We start from the raw sequence: 18279 nt of genomic DNA on the forward strand, positions 1-18279 counted from the left end.
AGGACATTTCGCCGGTTAGCATTTCTAACACAACATTGCCAAGAATCACTAACCTTGTCGAAAATCCTTCGTGAAAAACGGAATGGCTTTCGCTCAGGTGAGCCGGGCTAACTCCCCACGCGTTTGCCTTATCGCCAATAGCCGGGCATTAAACACGCGAGGTATTGGGGAACTGGGTAGTACTGCAGGCCGTGAAACAACAAGTCGCGGCTGCCGCCCGCGCGCGGGCTTTCGCTTCAACCAACAGAGCGTCGGCAGCGTGCACCAGTACCGCTGCCGATGCGCACGAATTGGCGTTTGTAAATCTCAAACAGGGGCAAGTGACAATGGATTGCATTTTGAAGGCGCTGGCATGGTGTCTGCTGGCATCGACGCCAGTCACTTCATGGGCTGCGGGTTCGCCATCGCCCAGCACCCGCCCAATGACCAAGCCAGCTCCAAGTCGAACGCTGGCTGCAGCATTGATTGGCGGAGACGAACTACACGTCTTTGACTGTCGCATGCATCAGCAGTTCGACGACAATTCCTGTGTCGAACCGTCGCTTGCCCAGCAATTTAATGCATCAGCGTTCGACAGCTTGATCGGGGGCGGCGTCGTCTTCGACCATGTTGTTCAAGAGTATGACTTCCGGTTCACCGCCCCGGATGGCGTCGTTTCCGACTACAAGTGGACGCTAGAACCCGACTCTTTTGCATCCTGCCCAGGCGCCTACTACAACGTCTTTGTTGACGGCACCTCGATATGGAAGACGTGCTACGACGGCGGTGTCTACCAAGGCCACCCGCCGTATCGCAAAGCCGGCAACTGGAAAATTGAACTCCTCGAGGACGGGGCAGTGAAGTGGACAGCCTTCGCTTCCCTGAAGGAGGGAGAAATCCACAAGGACTCCGGCGACGACCAGACTGGATTGATCTCCCAGCCGCTCCAGTTCCCGCCTGTCTACAGTCTTCGGCATTACGACGGCGCCCTGGTCGATGCTGCTCAAAGCAGCCATGGCCAGCCAACCAATGTGTCATTCACGATCGCTGGCCCGGCCAGGGCAGGCGGCTCGGCAATCAGTCCCGCCTATCCGGATCACGGCACCAGCCAGCAGCTCAACGTAACGCTGGGGAGCAAGACTGGAACGTACACCGTCAACGCCACTTTGACCGGAGCCAAGCTGGCCAGCCCGTTTACGTTCAATGCGGCCACCCGGCTGACGCCAAACGACCACGGCGACAACGCGGAAGGAAACGGAAACGAGACCTGCTCCTCGATGGTTGGCGACCCGATTGCCGTGGGCATTGGCAACAGTTTCCAGCAGGAAGCCGACTATGTCCGCACCGGCTTGTCCCCGCTCGAGTTCGTGCGCTCGTACAACGCACTGGGTTCGCGTTCGACGTTGATGCTGAATTACTGGACGACAACCTTCGATCGCTCAGTGACGCCTCCCGCAATCGCGGGCGCGCCCGTCCGGATCCGTCGCCCAGATGGCCGGGTCATCCCTTATTTTCTCGTCAATGGCGGCTACGTCACCCGCCCGTACTGGCACGGTGTCCTGCGTGCAGTTGGAAGTGGCTGGCAGTACGTGGACGAGGACAACGTCACCGAAAACTATGACGCCCAGGGCCACTGGACAACCATCAGCGACGCTGACGGAAGGATGCTCACAGCAACGTACACCAAAGGGCTGCTCACCAAGGTTGCGGCCAATACTGGCGAGTTCCTGATCTTCACGTACAACACCTACAACCAGCTGGCGACGGCGACCGACCAGGCCAATCGCGTCTGGACGTATACGTACGACGGATATTCCAACCTCACCCAGGTCAGGCAGCCCGACGGCGTTTACAAGACTTACCACTACGAGTCATCGGCCAGCCCGTTCCTGATCACCGGCGAAAGCATCGGAACGACTCCGACAGCGTCCCAGGCCCAGCGTTATGTCACATGGGAGTTTGACTCCGCCGGCCGAGCGACAGTCAATTACTTCGGCAACGTTGATAACGGCACCAACCAGAGGCGTTTTGACATCGCTTACAACGATGCTGACGGTACCCGTCTGGTTACGGACGGTGTGGGCAATCAAAGTCTCTACAAGACGCAGCTTATCAACGGGCGCGGTTTCGTCGACGGAGTGGTTGGGCCGGGCTTTTCGAGCTGCGGAGTGGCTGATTCTGAAGTCGTTCGCGACGACCTGATGAATGTGACCAGCGCCACCGCGTTTGGTCGCGTAACTCAGTTCGGGGGCTACGACGCGAAAGGCCAGTACGCGGTCAAGATCGAAGCGGCTGGAAAGCCGGACGCCAGGCGCACCGAATACACGTACGATGCCCGCTTCATCGGCAAGCCCACGGTGATCACAGAGTCTTCGGTCGCACCGGGCAAGGTAAAAGCGACCCGGCTGACGTACGATGCGGCCGGCCACCTTGCCGCAACGGAAGTTTCGGGGTTCCAACCGGATGGAACGCCTGTCTCGCGTAGCGTCGCTGTTCAATACAACGGCCCGTACGGCCAGGTCTCGCAAATCGACGGACCGCGCACAGATGTCGCCGACATCACCTATTTCGACTATGACTCGACGACCAAGCGTTTGTTGCGCGTCACTGCAGCCAATGGTGTCGTTGAAAGAAGCAACATCACCTATACGCCAACGGGCAACGTCGCTTCGGAAGACCGGCCGAACGGCGTGCACGTGGCCTACAGCTATTACGCCGGGAACGATTTGCTGAAGTCGGTGACGGAGACCGCGACCGGCATGGTCCGCTCGGCAACCTGGACGTATACCGACCGCCGGTTCGTCCAATCCATCACCTTCAGCGACGGAGCGCATCCAGACCTGGCGACGATTTTTGCCTATACCGCTGCCGGCGATCTCGCGAGCGTGGCATCCCCAGGGGTCGCGCAGATCACCTACAGCTACGATCATGCCGGTAACCGCCTGCGCGATAGCAACACGTTCATCGGCGGCAGCGAGTATCGCTGGGTGCAGCGCATGTTCGACGAGTATGGCCGCGTACGCCAACTCATCAATCCGGACAACACGTCATTCACGTACTTCCATCCGGAAGGCACGTTGACGCACGCAATCGACGGGCGCGGCAAGGACACCACATACCAGTACGACGATTTCAAGCGCCTGATCCAGGTGGTGCAACCAGGCCAACTGCCGACGCAATTTGGCTACGACGTCCAGGACCGCCTGACCAGCGTGACCGATGCCAACCAGGCCACGACACTGCAGACCTACGACGACCTCGGAAACCGGCTGGGGCTGAGCAGTCCCGATACCGGCATCGCGACCTTCGATTACGACGCTGCCGGCAATCCCACCCGCGCCACCGACGCACTGTCGCAGACCACGACTTCCACGTTCGATGCGTTGAACCGTGTCAAGACTGTGGACCGGGCCGGTACGGCCGATGATGAAACGTACGCGTACGACAGTTGCGCCAACGGTGCGGGCAAGCTTTGCAGTGTCAGCAACGGGATCGGCGACTTCGTTCGCTACGAGTACGATCCGCTGGGCCGCATTACAAGGCAAACGACCAATGCGGGGACGGTGTCCTATCAACGTGATGCGTCGGGTGCGGTCACGGATGTGACCTATCCCTCGCTGCGCGTCGTCCACTTCCTGCATGACGCAGCGGGGCAGACGACGGACGTATCGGTGACCGATGGTGCCAACACGTATGTGCTGGCACGCCACATCCAGCATCTTCCATTTGGCCCAGCCAGCGGTTGGAGCGACGGCAACGGCCTGACGGAAGTCCGGCAGTACGACAAGCAATATCGGCCCCTGCGTTTCACCATCAGCGGCGCCACCACGATCGATTACAGCCGTTACGACGGCAACAGCAATCTACTTCAGCGCAATGTATACGGCGATGCGCAGAGCTTCACCTACGATGCCATGGACCGGCTGGCTGCCGCCTCCGGTGCGTTTGGTGAGCGCAGCTACGGCTATGACCCCGCGGGCAATCGCACCAGCCTGACTGCTGACGGACAGACCACCCTGTCCAGCTACGAGCCACAATCCAACCGACTGCTGGCCGACGGTCAATGGACCTACCTACGCGACGCCAACGGCAATGAAACCGAACGCAAGGCGCCGGATGGGCATGGTTGGGACTTGACGAGCACCGCAAACAACCGGTTGCTCGGTATCACCGACTTGCAGAATCCGGCCATGGTACTGGGCGGATACCGGTACAACGCCCTCGGACAACGCACCGTCAAAGGCACCCCCTATGGCGACACGCGTTTCATCTATGGGTTGTCCGGGGAGTTGCTCGCCGAGCTGACGGCCGAAGGCAGCGTGACCCAGGAGTATGTCTACCTGGACGGCGCGCCGATCGCCTTGCTGGGTGTGCCGACCGCGACGGACGCCCCCTTCCTTGCGGACCAGATCATCGACAACCCGGCGAGCGATCCCAATTGCGCCAGCAAGAAGGCCAGCCTCGCCGTCAATGGCAGCTACCTGCAATGTGCGGTCGGGACTCATTGGTACTTCCTGTCATGGCCGTGGGAGCCGCCGGTCAGCGGCGACTACGACGTTTCGGTCATGGCCGCCTGGACCTCGACGCAGCAGTGCTACACCTTCAGTCTCGATGGCCGGTTCTGCACCACTGCCGGGATGCCGGCGGGCAGTTGGTTGTCTTTGGGCCGGCATCACATCGGCGCAGGGTTGACCGAACCGGGCATCGAATCGTCCTTGCACACCTCAGCCATCAACATGGACGCGATTCGCTACGTGCTAGTCCACAGGGACCTGACCGACCGCGATTACAAGTATGTGCATACCGATGCGCTTGGAACGCCGCTACGCGTCACGGACAAGACCGGCACCGTGGTCTGGGAGGCGAGCTACGATCCGTTTGGAAGGGCGACGGTGGATGAAGACCCCGACGGCAATGGGGTTCACCAGACGCTGAACCTGCGGTTTCCGGGGCAGTATTACGACGCTGAGAGCGGGCTGCAGTACAACTACCACCGCGACTATGACCCGGCGGATGGACGCTATCTGGAGAGCGATCCGATTGGGTTGGCGGGGGGAATTAATAGCTATTCCTATGTCGGGGGGGATCCGATCGGAAATGTCGATCCGCTCGGATTAGAGCAGGGCGTGGCATATACAGCGATCTATGCGGGCGATGGTGGAGTTCCGCAACAGACGTATATTCCGGTAAATGTTCAAGTAGGTCTCGGAGTTACAGGAACCGGAATCATGTCAATAAACGGCGAGTTCGGCGTCGGCATTGACACCAACGGTCGGGCTTGTGGCTATCGGAAGGTTTGCACGTCTAACATTGGCGACAATATCGGAGCCTACGCCGGAGGCGGCGTTGCCTGCTCAGCAGGAACTGGCGGTTTATCGCGCGGCTTGTCGCGCACAACCCAGTATGTTTTGGAGGGTGGAGAATGGATTACCGCAGGTGGGGGTGTGGAGGTTGACCAAGGTTCAGGTGCAGTGAGTATTGGCCGCGGGCTTATTGGCGTCGGCCAAGGCGGCTTCATTGGTAAGTCAACTTGCGAAACGCGCATGGTTTGCTGGTAGGAGTTTAATATGTTCCGCGGACTTCTCATCGGAATAGCAGGCGTTATCGTCTGTTTTGCTGGATATTTGGTGGGCTACATAATTCGGCCGATCGGTATCCTAGTAATCATCGCTGGCGTCTGCACTGTATTTGTCGGATTTTACTTACATGTCTCAGTTTTCATCGAACGAATAAGCAAAAGAAGACATGATGGTTAATCCAACTATCGGGTCAGATCCATTTTTCCAAAATGGCTAAATCCGAGCATTTAGCTGCACGAGCGACGATGCGTGGAAGAGCACCGATTGCGTTCCGGGTGTGCCGACCGCGACGGACGCCCCTACCTGGCGGACCGCGCCAGTGCTCGGCGCAACCGCATCAGTTCGGCTTGCTCGAGTGAGCGTCGGCCAGACCCCGGAAACGCTCCCTTCTCGCCATGTGACTGCATGGTCTGATTCCACTTGTACAGCCGATTGCGCGGCACTCCGAGTTCGCGCGAGAGCTGAGCGATTGACTTATCGCCGCTACGCATCTGCCGCACTGCCTCACGTTTGAAGTCCGCCGTGAATTACTGACGCTTGAGCATCGAATACCTCCGGGACGATTGTCCCCGTTATCAGGTGTCCTAAAACCCGGGCCGCTCCAGAGCCGAGGGTGCCTGATTCAGTGGACAGGCGAACTCTCGAAGACGCGTGAAAAATGGCTACCCTTGCGGCCTATTTTAAGTTCTTGGATCAAGCTACCGTCAAACCTACCGTCAATCGCGCGCATTGATCGCCGGGAGCTTGAACTTGAGGCTCTTCTCGCCTTTGGGGATTTGCCCAACCGCATACGCTCTAGGAAAGACTTCGTACGTGGAACTCTTTGTCGAACGCCGTACTCCCGCCGATCGCACATCGAGCCCGCGTCGTGCTTCGATTAGAGTGTGCGGTGTGACCGACCCGTCCAAGGTGATTGACGTCAACCTGTTCGATGATCCGCGCTCCGGGAACCTCACGGGCCATCGGGTATGGGCGCCTAAGTATCGCCTCGGCTGAGACGCGCGATGGCCAAGCCTTTTTTCGACCGTGATGCGTGGCAGGAGTGGTCGCCATCGCTATACCAAATCGTTGAAGCCCAGGTTCCCGCAGTAGTGCTCGCGCAGTTCTCTGACCAGGTCGAACCCGGCTGGATCGAATGGCTCGATGCCGAAACTACACGGGTCACGGGCCACGCTAGCCACCTCGTTGAGGACATCCATCGAACGCTGCTGGCTCAATTCGCCGGCATTCGCGTATTCCACGGCACCCGGCTTCGATCGCTGCAGGACATCTCCCAGAGTGGCTTCGTTGCGTGGGATGCAGCGTCGCTGGTGCGATTGGCGCGTGAGCGGTTTGGGCCGTTCGCCGACCCCGCTGCGCTCGAGAACGCGATCGCGCATGCCCAACCGCACGTGCGAGCGGACCACGTGTATACCTTCTCCGCCTTGAGCATCGCGCTGCAAGCCCATGACGATGATGCTCCTGCCGGTCGCGTGCCGGCCTTTTCGTCGGCGGGCGGCGAATGGCTACGGACAGTGGCTGCCGGCCTAGGCGCCGATGTCGACCCTGCACCCACCATCGGTTACCTGTTTGCCCTCGATATTCCTTGGCACCAGTGCTCGGACGACACCCAGTGGGCGATCGCGCAGCACGCACTGACGGCCAGCCTCATCGTCACGCGCCTGGACCGTCGTCGCTTTCGCATGGCCTCAGGGCCCGAGTGCGTGGCGATTCCTTCCAATGTTCCGCCATCCGCCATCGCCGCATTTGCCGAGACCGACGCGTGGGTGGGCAAATCGGTCCGACCCGATCAACTCCAATGGAGGCGATGGCCACTCTAGAATGAGACCCCGCACTCAAATGTCCTCGCATGGCCCCGTCGATGTCGAAAGAGCCTGACACGGATTCCGCCTCACCCCCGCTCCGCGCCACGAGTGGGGCGGGCTTCGACTTCGAGGACCGCGTTAGCGCGTGGCTTCTCGTCAAGATGCTCTTGGGTGAGCCCGTACCTGCCATTGGCGGCCGAGGTACAGCCATCCAGGCGCAGGTGAACGCCCTGGGCTGGAAGATCGATGATTTGCTAGTCACCAGCGTTCAGAACGATGGGGCCGTTCAAAAACTGGCGATGTCCTGCAAGGGCAATGTGCAAGTGTCAGGGACCGCGCTTCCCTCCAGCTTCGTGCAAGCCGCATGGGCACAGTGGAACCACCCCGATTTGCCGCTTTCAACCTCCCATGATCACCTGGCGCTGGTCACCGCGGCTCGGAATGCCAAGTTCGATGCGACTTGGTACGAAGTGAAGAATGCTTGCGCAAGCGCCGACGTGGCGCTGGGTCTGGGCCGCATTCGCGGCAATCCGAATCAATCTCTACTGTTCGATAGCGTGCGAAAGAAGGCCGCCACGGAACTGGCGTCCGAGGCTGAGACGGTCGAGCTAATTCGACGCCTCGAGGTTTTGCCGATCGAGATGCACTCCGCAGATGCCCTACGCGAGAGCGAGGCAATCGGCCGATGTCGCCAGCTTTTGGTGACTGGCGATCTCACAGAGGCCGAGCAGCTGTGGGAACGCCTGCTGCACATCGCAAAAAAGGCCCGGCTTGAGCACGGTACCGTCACGTTGCTCGCCGCCTGGGAACAACTGCGTGCTTCGTTCGCGCTGCGGGAACATCCAGATTACCGATCCGACTGGACGATTCTGCAGGCGTATTCGGCCGACCAGCGCGACAGCATCGACACGGCGTTGCCGAACGGCCATTGTCTGGAGCGACCCGCGGAATCCGCTAAGTTGCTCGAAGCCTTGCGCGCGGACGTGGTTACCATCATCACCGGCGAGTCGGGTAGCGGGAAATCGGCGCTGGCCAAACGGTTGCTGGACCGGGAACTGCCCACGGCCGCACAGCTTTGGCTGAATCCGGACGTGACGGCGATTGTTCTGTCTGCCGCTCGGCGAGGAGCCGCCAATCTTCGGCACGGCCTACGTGAACTGTTGCGCGGGACCAGCGCCCGCGAAAACGCGCTCGTGCTCGACGGCGCTGAGCGCCTCGATGCAGCTGCCCTATCCGCTTTGATGACGTCGCTGTCTGGCTTGGCGGCGGGAGCCGCGGCCGACCACCCACCGCACTGGCGACTAGTGATTACCGTGCAGCCGCGGGGACTGCCTCAGCTGATCACGACATTTTCCGGCTATGCAAGTCGCCTAGTTGAACTGGGTCCGTTGTCTACGCAGGAAGTGAAAGAGGCCGTAGAGGCATCGCCCGCTCTAAGGTGGCTGACAAGCCACGAATCGACGATCGAGGCATTGACGACCCTGAAGGCGCTGGCTTGGGTCTTGGGCGCGGGAGTGGTGACGCCTGCGGTAACCTTCGCTTCCCATATCGCTGTCGTGGACGCGCTGTGGCGGTACTGGACTCAAGAAGATGTCCCGACGCAGGCGCTGCTCATGCGGCTGAGCGAGCGCGAAGCGGGCTCGGAACGCAGCTTCCCAATTTCCACTCTGGACCCGGGACAACAGCAGGCGTTTCAAGCAAGCCGAGCATCCCTGCCATTGCGTCTGGATCCCGACACCAATCACCTGCGATTCGAACACGACCTGGCGGCCGATTGGGCGCGCTTTCAGCGGCTCAAGGAGCTGTCGAATGAGCCGCAAGCCTGGACGGCACTCGCGTCGAACCCATTGTGGACCAATGCGCTACGCCTGCTCGGACAGCACCTGCTTAGACGCCCCGCGAACGGTGTCACCGCCTGGGACGAGGCGTTCCAAGTCGACAGTTCACACGCAGGACTGGTTCAAGGCATATTGTTCGACGCGATCTGTCTGGATCCCCAGGCCCATCATTTTCTGACCGAGCGAGCGGATTGGTTCCTCGAAGAGCGCGGCCGGCGGCTCGGCCAGCTGCTCACCCGGTTTCTCCACATTGCCACGGTGCCCGCGCAGCCCATCCAGCCATCGAGCGGCTGGTTCGAGCTGTACGCCGAAACGTACCGCCGCGCGATCGTGATTGGGCGCTGGCTGCCCGTGCTGCGCTTTGTTCTGGCGCAACAGAGCAGACTGGAGGGATTGCTCTCCCCCCCACTCGCCCGACTCACGCGCACGTGGCTAACGCAAACCCCCGCCACACTGGGCGAGAACCGGCCGACCCCCTTCCGACACGAACTCACCGACCTGGCTTTGGCGGTGGTTCGCACGATACAGGTGCACAAAGGCTCCGGAGACATCCTGACCGACTTGGAGCCTGACTTTTATGCCGCGATGCTCGCCGGACTAACGGATCGACCCACCGAGGTCACAGCGTTGGCCCTTGAGCTGAGCGGACGAAAGGCGATCACCACTGAGACCGCCTCACGGATTCAGGCAATCGTCTCCGAGCGCCGAGCCCAACATGAACAACGCTTGGCGGCCGATCCCGATCTCCGCGCACGCTACGAAGCGGTCCGAACGATGGGGATGGTGGGCGGCCTGGAGCGAAAAAAACTACCGCCTTGGCCAATCGGCGCAAGCTACGAGGTGGATCAGGACTTTCGAAAAGCCTGCTTCAAGAACGGCATATTGGAGCCGCTGATGCGTGGTGCCCCCGCCGTCGCGGCGGAAGTATTGCTTGCGCTGATCGTCGAGGACAAGCCCGAGCGAGAGTCTAATGTCGGCCCTTATCCATCCCGGGAACGTCTCGGTCTGGATTATCCGATTGATGTGTACCCCTCGATCTTTTGGAAAAGTCCGTTCTGGCCATTTCTCAAGATTGATCCCGATCACGCCATCGAGACGTTGCTGCACTTGGTCGAATTCTGCACCGACCGCTGGGCTGAAGGCGTCGAAAGCTCACGTGCGCCAGGCATCGTACTTGCTGTGGCAGATACCGATCGAACCTTCGTCGGCGATCCGGACGTACTCGTTTGGTCGCAGGTCACCTCTCTGCAAACGGGAAACCTGCAATGTGCCCTCGACAGCCTCGAGCGGTGGCTCGTGTTGAGGATTGACGCCGCTGTGGACGTATCACCTACCGTTCGCCGGTTGCTGTCCAGCTCGAACTCGATGGCCATCGTTGGCCTGCTAATCAATGTGGGTAAGCACCAGCCGGCACTGTTCGAAGGGCCTTTGTTGCCGTTGTTAGCGAACCCCAAGCTTTACGCCTGGGACGCGCTTAGGGTCGAGCACATCGAATCTAATTTGGGGGCCAATTTTGCTTTGGCAGGCGACGAGATGTTTGAGCTTGCCAAGAGTTGGGTTCTGGCTCCTCACCGTCGTCGCGAACTGGTGGACGTTGCCATCGGGTTGGTCCTGTCCAATTCGATCGTTGCAGATGAGGTCCGAGGCTGGACAACGCGCTGGTCAAACCCCGAAAACCCGAAGGGGTCGATCGAACAACGCTTCACCGCGGCTCGGCTCAACCGAGAGAACTACCGGACCACCGACGTTGAGACAGTGGTCTTCGTTCTTCCCGTTGAATTGGCTCAAGAGGTACAAGCGTGGCAGCAAACCCATGCGCCGGCACAGAGGCAACTCACGGCGCCGTCGCAGTGTCAAAAGCTGCTGGAGGCGAATCAGCTGATCGATGATGAAACGGCCACGGCGCTTTGGGAAATCATGGCCTTGCCGCCTCAAGAAGAAGACTGGGTGCAACAGCGTTGCGAGTGCGCCATCGCGGCGGTTCTCACGGTACTGGCGCCGGACTGGCTTTCATGTAATGCCAAGGCCAAGGCCAACGTAGAGTCGATTTTCGAATCCGCACTCACGTCGCTGCCAAAGACCGCTGAGGAATTAAGCAAGGCACGATTCCCCACTACGCACTCTGGAATGGATTTCGTTGCGGTGGCTCTAACGCGGAAGTGGACCCTAGAGGCATCCACCGAGGCGGACCAGCGCGTGGTCCGGCTACTGACGAGCGGCGATAGCTTGGCGGCCAAGGGCGCCGTGGCCGCTGCCTACCACTACCGGGACATCCTCGGTAATCGCTGGTGGCGCTTGTTGTACGTCGGGGTGCTTTGGTCCGGCCTCACCATGCTGGCGCCGCGTTACGGAGACGTCGATGCCGTTTGGCGCATTTGGGCGAACTGGTGGAAGCGGTTACACAAAGTGTCCCTCCGCATGCCTTGCACCCCGGAGGCCCTAGACCTCGCGCGAGTCGACGCCGGATGCAAGCGGCTCATGTTCCGCCGTCAGATGCGAGCCTTCCTGGTCGACTCGTCGCGACGGCATCCGGATCAACTCGCCGGAGCGAACCTGGACACGCAGGTCCTTGATGACTTGTTTCAGTGGTTGTTGCAAGGCCCAGGCTCGTGGAACTCAGACGTGGAGCTGGTCTTGGTGTCCCGGTTCTGGGCACTAGAGGTTGCGCGGGCGCGCGATCGCGTCAGTGCAGACGATGACGAGCTTCACTTGCCGGGACAGTTCGCTTACCACGTTCTGGAAAAACTGGCTGGTCTCGCGCTTACCGAACCGGAGATCGGCGCCAAGCGCGTCTGGCTACAGGTGCTCGAGCTCGGACCCGCTGCCCATTACGCCATCCAGCATTTTGTTAGGGCGCTGTTCCTGGGATTGTCAAAAGGGGCGGATCCGCAGCGGTTCGAATTGGTTTGGCATGCGCTGGCCAAATATTCCCTCGACACAGACTGGAATTCGCCTAGGTTGTGGTTCTACGGCGAGCAAATGCGACGGTCCATCCTCGGGTTCGGCAGTGAATGGGCACTCGACAAGCTGCCGCCGGGGGCAGCCCTTCAAATGCAGGCGACCTATGGCGACTGGGCGAAAACTCACCTTGGGCGGGAAGACAACCTCGCTTCTTTCTGCCTTTTCCTGGCCTCACCCTTTGGTGCCCCGCTTCGGTTTGACGGCCTGTTGTGGATCGATGCCGCGCTCAACGCGCCCAATAGGTCCATAGGATTCCATCGCCATGCCTGCGGGGACGCACTCATCGATTTGATCGTCACCATGCTGCAGAACGATATGGACGCCCTCCGCAAACGGATCGATGAGCACGCCGCGCTGCTAGACATTGCCGCCGCGCTGGCTTCCACAGGCCGCCAGGACGCGCTTGCCATCCAAGATCGCTTACGCGCGGCATTTACGGGCTAGCGGCGGCTGTGGGCTGCCTCCGTCGGACGTCAACCAAATCGCACGGGAGACGCTAACGCCACCGCACTGGGTGCACGGCCGAAATCGGCTAGTGTTTGAGCCACAGCGTGACGCACCTGAACCGCCCGTGGCAGGTCTTCGCCGGCGGAGCCGGTCTCCAATGAACCACACGGCTCGGCCACCTGGCGCAAATCAACGCAGGCATGTCGCGGGGCAGGTCAGGAATACGCCGAAGCCGAGCCGATTTTCTTGCGCGGAGCTGCTGTAGGTCTCCGACTCCCCCCGCAAGAGAATTCCAGGGGCAATTCCGGCTAGCGGGTTTTAGCTCCAGAGAGCCTCGTGGCAAATCTTACTTCCGGAAGTGGGTCTTTGCGCGCCTCTTCTAAGATTCGGGTAAGCGCATCCCTGTCCCTGCTGTCGTTGCTGTCGCTGCTTGCCCTAAGAAGCCCTCCAGCAAGCTTGGCACATGCTGAGCGCAAGAGAGAGACACTGATTGCTTTTTTGCTGCCTGGAGCGACGTTTCCATAATCTGAGCTGTCGAAAATTATGGGTACGGTCTCGATGAGCGAGCTGACATCATCCGAAGACAGAAACCCTTTTTTTAACATTTCATTGGCTGTCCAAAGCAACGCTGGCAGACCAGCCGCCGTGGCTGATCCAAGCAGGTAAATCATTCTCGAAATCAATCGAGCAGTTGTTGGCGATGCCGCCAGCTCGCTCCACTTCAACAGCGCATGGGATGATGAAGCGACTTGATTTGCGTTATGCCTAAGTAGCCCTCGCCTAACTATCGCCTCGACTCTCTTGGAAAAGTGTTCATGTGCAACCGCAAAGTAAACGAATGCCTCTACGCATTCCCCTGAATTGGCATGATTGCAAAAGGACTGCAGTTTTTGAAAATTCTCTTCCGTAAAGCAAGAAATAGGTAGTGCTGGAACAACGGACCATGCGAGCACTTGTTCAATCAATTGACTTCTTTCTCTTTGCTCCCGCTCAACAAAGCCAAACGGGTCTCTATCTTCCTTGGCTCGCCATGCAACAAGTCGGTCGAAATAATTTATTGCTTGGCTGCCATCGGGGCGCGTTACTGACTTCTGCATCTGCGCCGCATTTGCTATTTCTGCTAGCCGATCGCGAGAAAATAGGGTTTGATCAGGAATGTCGAACAAATATCTACTAACAGTTTCCTTTACAGCTGCTACATCCTGCGATGGCAGAGCTAGCAGCGCATTGGCAAACAGCCCAGTTGCTGGCACCTCTCTATAGTCTGGCTGATGACCCCACAGGTTGACCGCAATATCACGTTGTTCGTCACCGGATAGAAATTCGCTTTCATGCAAGGGTAAAAGTCGCATTAACGCAGCGCCTCGTTTTGAGGAGCGAGTGGTGGTTTGATCGATAATTTCGCCAATTCGGCGGCTCAACTTTGTACTTGTCATTCTTTCGCCTGGAAATCTGATAACCGGATTAGGCCATCTGTCATGGTCGTCCAGCCCCAATTCAGACTGAAGAGGAAACGACAAAGAATCCGTAAGTAGCTCCTGCTGTTGGTCTTGCGGAACACCTTCAAGTGCGTACTTAAGCAGATGACCTAGCGCATCGAACAGCCAGAAGTGATGCAGAGCGGGATTTTTGCCGAGGTTTACCGCCGATCTGAACAGCTCCTTAGATTTTTCTGGCGTTGCACGAACTGAGGCGCGCGCTAGTACTTCAAGACATACTCGCAGCCTTTCAATTGCAAAACCTCTTGCCTCTCCCTTTCCCTTCGTGCATTCCGTAGCCCAATAATTAACTGCACTGAGGCACTGATTTAGCAAGCTGTCAGATTCGAATTCAGTGAGAGACGCCATCTTTGTCCTAGCAAACATCCTTCGAAGAACACTTGAATCGTCGCTGTTTGCCGCGCGAACGGCGAGTGCAATTCGAGAAGTGTTATCGAGGTCATCTATTTCCACCAGCTGGCAGGCTGGTTCGACAAGCAGGCTCAAATGGTGCCAACGCAATGGGATTCCGACGTCGTTAGATATGCCATCGAGCAACAATAGTGGATGCAACTCGTTACTAAACGTCACTGCGTTCGAGTTGTCCTTGTAATGCCCAGGCTCAAACAGCGGCTCAATTTCATTACGCTTTTGCTGTTTATCTAACGCCTCTGAGATTCGTCTACGGAGGTGGTCGATTTGGTCGAACGGGTTGCATTTTTGATCGTTGTAGATTGATGGGAACGGTTCGAGGCCATTCCCCGGCGTCAGCGCGTCAACGCCCCGTACCAACCAATGCGCCCAAGCAAGACGAGAAAGAACAAAAATGGAATTTCGATCATTCCGGTGCTGACCCAACAGCTGCCGATAAGCCGCAGTTATCAGGTCTTGCCCTTCTTGGAATCTTCCAAGTTCCGCCAGAAGCGCCCCCTTCCGTAACTTCCAGACGGGATCTGGTTCCGCAATTTTTTCGGCCAAAGAACCCAAACCTGCGTAATCGAGACTGTCTCGAGCAAGGATGGCCATGTGGTATGCGACTTCGTTGGAGCTGTTCGGCCAATGCTTGACATTTGCTTTCAATATCTCCTTGGCAGTGTCTGCGATAAGTATCGACCTGGGATCGTCAGACCAACGCTCGTTCTTCAACAATAGCAACGCAAGCTCAAGCTGCTGTTTGATTGAGAGGATGCAAGCTTTGGAAGGATCACACAACGTTAAAAGCTCCTCAGCAAGCCACATTGGGGTGGCCTGATAAGTCACCTTCTGCCGCCAAGCGATTTCATAAAGCATTTTCGCTCGGCTATCCCGCGACATTGCGGAGAGATATGCCGCGGCCGGGAAAGGATCACTGATTTGATTTTGCAGCTTCCAACGCAATTCAACAGGGCAGACCAGCCAGCCTGGGTAGGACATACGATCTGCTTCAAGTGCAGGCAACTTGTCTTCAAGCCTCGCTGCCGCGTGGCCAGGATCCGCTGAGCGCGAATCTAGTTCCTTAGTAGTCAAGATCGATCTATGAAGGTCACTGGGACACCACTCCCACGATCGCCTTGGCTTTAAGCTCTTTAAGGCACTTAGGAAGAACTCCAATGCCCGGGTATGCTTTGTATCTTCGTCAAACTCATCTACTAGCTCACCTAGGTCGATAGGTACAACGTTGATGGAATCTAAGTATTTTCGCTTCGCTGCTGTCAGCTTGAGCGCGCCAACGAGATAGATGCGCCGAGCACTCGCGTCCAATTGATCGCGCACCCAACCTGCCCACTGCAGAAAGTTTGGATCATCTCCGGAAAACCCTACCAGGCATAATTCATTTTCAATGAACACTTGGCGAGCAAAGTTGACGAATGCAGCCTGTTTTTGCCGATACTTTCTATAGTCCTCTTGGGTGAATACCAACTCCTCGGTCAGGTTAACGGTGCCGTGAAGCTTGACGATGCGCGGCGAACACGCGCTGGAAAGGTCCTCTTGCCTGGTAACGATGTTGTAGACGGGCTTGTTCACGTCATTTGAAGCACGTTCCAGCAAGGTGTCCCAGTTTGTGGTCAGCACATCAGACCAAGGCAACTCAAGAAGGGTTTTGTGCAGCGTACCTGGCGACCAAGCAACGTCGTTCATTTCCTTCTTGATGAGGTCGTAGAGGGCCGGCCTGCCAAAATATGCGCAGTACTCCTCAGCAAGACGCAGTGGATCAGCCCTGCTATCTGCGCCTAAATCCTTTGCCAAAGCGCCTGACAGGTCACTCCACAGTGGAAGCCTGCTATTGCTATCACCGGTCGTAGCCGCACCTCTGCTAAATCCGGCCCCAACCATCACCGCGGCGCCGTGGAAAGCATTGTCGTCTCGCCAAAGCGCAGCTGCGAGCTTTTCCAAAGCTGGATAATCTGGAAGCGCAGTTATCGTCTTTGTTTCGTGTAACGCCACCGTCGTTGGCATGTCGCAATCCACTCCTGTTAGCTAAAAAGGATGTCAGCTGGCTCGTGATTGTCCAACCATCCGCCTTGCCGCTGGCGCTACATGCCAAATATGGTCAGGCCGCAGGATAATTTGTTGTTCAAGCGATGCTTCACAGCAACGTTGATAGGTGACTAATCTCAAGACCACATCGAGGCGAATCTTTTTCGACAGTTGCCAACAAATTGCAGATGGCGCGCATGCCACTCGCTCAAAGGCTAGATTTTTGTCGATGAAGCTCCACAACTAGAGCGCGACCAAATGCACATGGCAGCGATTGCCCTGGCGCTAGCTTGCCGACCGAAGGTTGTAGGCAAACAGTGCCCGGTCACCCTCACCAGGCTTGGGACCAGCACTAATATGTGCTCTACCCGCCCCTTGACTGAGCTAAATTGCCCACTGTCACTCTCTATTGCTTCCAATTGGCCTCTCGAAGACTGCGTCGAATCCAAGCTCAGCTGCCTCGCGTATCAGCACCTTGCTCTTAGGCATGCTGTGTGTCGCCACCAACCATTCGTACTTTGAGAAATCAATGGAGTCGATATTGATGTTCTTCCCATCTAGTTTCATACACACAGTGAACCGCCTGCCCGAGTCCCTTTTTTTGTAGGCATCGCAAAAGAGATGGCTTTCGATTCGCTCTCGCACGGTGTGGGAGTGACCTCGGTACACAACCGGTGCTTGCTGTGCTCCTAGCCTCAGGGTGCATCTGTTGTAGGAGATTGGCAAGGTTGTGGCAATGCAGTAGAAGCCAGGTCCTGCAAGAATGCTGGAGAGGTCGCTAGGCGATCGGATGACTTGCAGGCGCACTTGAGTTGGCAGCTTTGTGTCGTAGCTAATCTCTAGAAAGAATTTCTTAAAGTGCTTCGCCATGCCATCGAGGCAAGCTCGATGCATTCTGGTGAGCGCGGCAATGTCGTAGGTCACGGCTATGGCGGTCCAAATGCAAACGAATTGAACTATCCCGCGGTACATCGATTCTAGGGAGCGCGCGTACGCCCATTCACAACTGCAGGCAGAACTCGACTCAGTGGGGAGGTGACCAATCAAGAGGGTAAGCAACAGCGGCCTTTCCTCTTATCTTTCGAGCTCTTCTGGGGGTAGATACCCTCGAACTTATAGTCATTGGACCCAAGCCTAGAGGTCTCGAACGTCCCCCGGTAGACCTGGCAGCACGGCTATCGATCGAGGCGCCAGCAATTCGGCGGCCGACTCCGCGCAAGACGGTTCGAACGTAAGCCCGGCACATGCCATCAATAATTTTCCACATAGATTTGCCAAACACCCCAAGTCCACTTGGGTCACAAGCCGCCAGACGTTGACCTGCCGATACGTGTGCCACGGCTCGCCACCGAATCCTTTCCCGTCTACCCTAGTAGCGCGGCGCACATCATTGTCGCTGTGCGCAATGACCTTATGACGCAGAGTTTTGACGACATACTCGTGTAGCTGCCTATCAGCATCCGTGAGCCGCAATGCAGGCAAGTCGGCGAACTCCAAACACTTCACCGGCTCTGTACCTCTGTTACTGACGAACGGCCTTGCGTATGCCACGATCGCGGAAGTAAGCAACGCACGGAAAATTACGCAATCAGCCATAGTCGATTGCGTATGCGCCTGTGCTGTGGCTGCGCACCAAAGGGCATCGTTGAAGTCCATTTGGCTAATGGCAATACGAGCTTCCAGGCTCATAGTGATAGACCTCGCGCGTGATCGCTCATGGAATCTCGCTCGCGTG

5 protein-coding genes and 1 pseudogene are annotated in these 18279 nt (G+C 57.8%); 3 read left to right on the top strand and 3 right to left on the bottom strand.

The window, feature by feature from the left end; all coding sequences use genetic code 11:
• Window positions 1-191 precede the first annotated feature (191 nt).
• Window positions 192-5537 (top strand): RHS repeat-associated core domain-containing protein, encoded by a 5346-nt coding sequence (locus G7B67_RS02650; RefSeq protein ID WP_166207381.1) that lies wholly within the window; start codon window positions 192-194, stop codon window positions 5535-5537.
• A 320-nt stretch (window positions 5538-5857) separates the two neighbouring features.
• Here G7B67_RS02650 and G7B67_RS13600 read toward each other — a convergent pair.
• A pseudogene (locus tag G7B67_RS13600) lies at window positions 5858-6073 on the bottom strand (transposase); the annotation flags it as partial.
• Between the two features lie 489 nt (window positions 6074-6562).
• Here G7B67_RS13600 and G7B67_RS02660 point away from each other — a divergent pair.
• Complete coding sequence (locus G7B67_RS02660; RefSeq protein ID WP_166207387.1) at window positions 6563-7378, top strand: hypothetical protein; 816 nt, start codon at window positions 6563-6565, stop codon at window positions 7376-7378.
• Between the two features lie 29 nt (window positions 7379-7407).
• The gene (locus G7B67_RS02665) at window positions 7408-12606 is read left to right on the top strand and encodes an ATP-binding protein (protein WP_166207389.1); all 5199 of its coding nucleotides are present in this window, start codon (window positions 7408-7410) and stop codon (window positions 12604-12606) included.
• 311 nt (window positions 12607-12917) lie between these two features.
• Here the strand turns inward: G7B67_RS02665 and G7B67_RS02670 are convergent, their stop codons facing one another.
• Together G7B67_RS02670 and G7B67_RS02675 are read right to left on the bottom strand one after the other, a co-directional pair.
• On the bottom strand, window positions 12918-16523 hold the full coding sequence (locus G7B67_RS02670; RefSeq protein WP_166207392.1) for an SIR2 family NAD-dependent protein deacylase: 3606 nt from the start codon (window positions 16521-16523) through the stop codon (window positions 12918-12920).
• A gap of 420 nt (window positions 16524-16943) precedes the next feature.
• Window positions 16944-17468: a hypothetical protein gene (locus tag G7B67_RS02675; protein WP_166207394.1), complete on the bottom strand. Its 525-nt coding sequence runs from the start codon at window positions 17466-17468 to the stop codon at window positions 16944-16946.
• Window positions 17469-18279: the final 811 nt, after the last annotated feature.

It is taken from the genome of Cognatiluteimonas telluris (genome assembly GCF_011320095.1).
GTDB lineage: Bacteria > Pseudomonadota > Gammaproteobacteria > Xanthomonadales > Xanthomonadaceae > Cognatiluteimonas > Cognatiluteimonas telluris.

Excerpts from the sequence above, each read along its gene's own strand:
- G7B67_RS02670 (WP_166207392.1), bottom strand. The coding sequence starts at position 16,523 with ATGCCAACGACGGTGGCGTTACACGAAACAAAGACGATAACTGCGCTT.
- G7B67_RS02665 (WP_166207389.1), top strand. The coding sequence starts at position 7,408 with ATGGCCCCGTCGATGTCGAAAGAGCCTGACACGGATTCCGCCTCACCC.
- G7B67_RS02660 (WP_166207387.1), top strand. The coding sequence starts at position 6,563 with ATGGCCAAGCCTTTTTTCGACCGTGATGCGTGGCAGGAGTGGTCGCCA.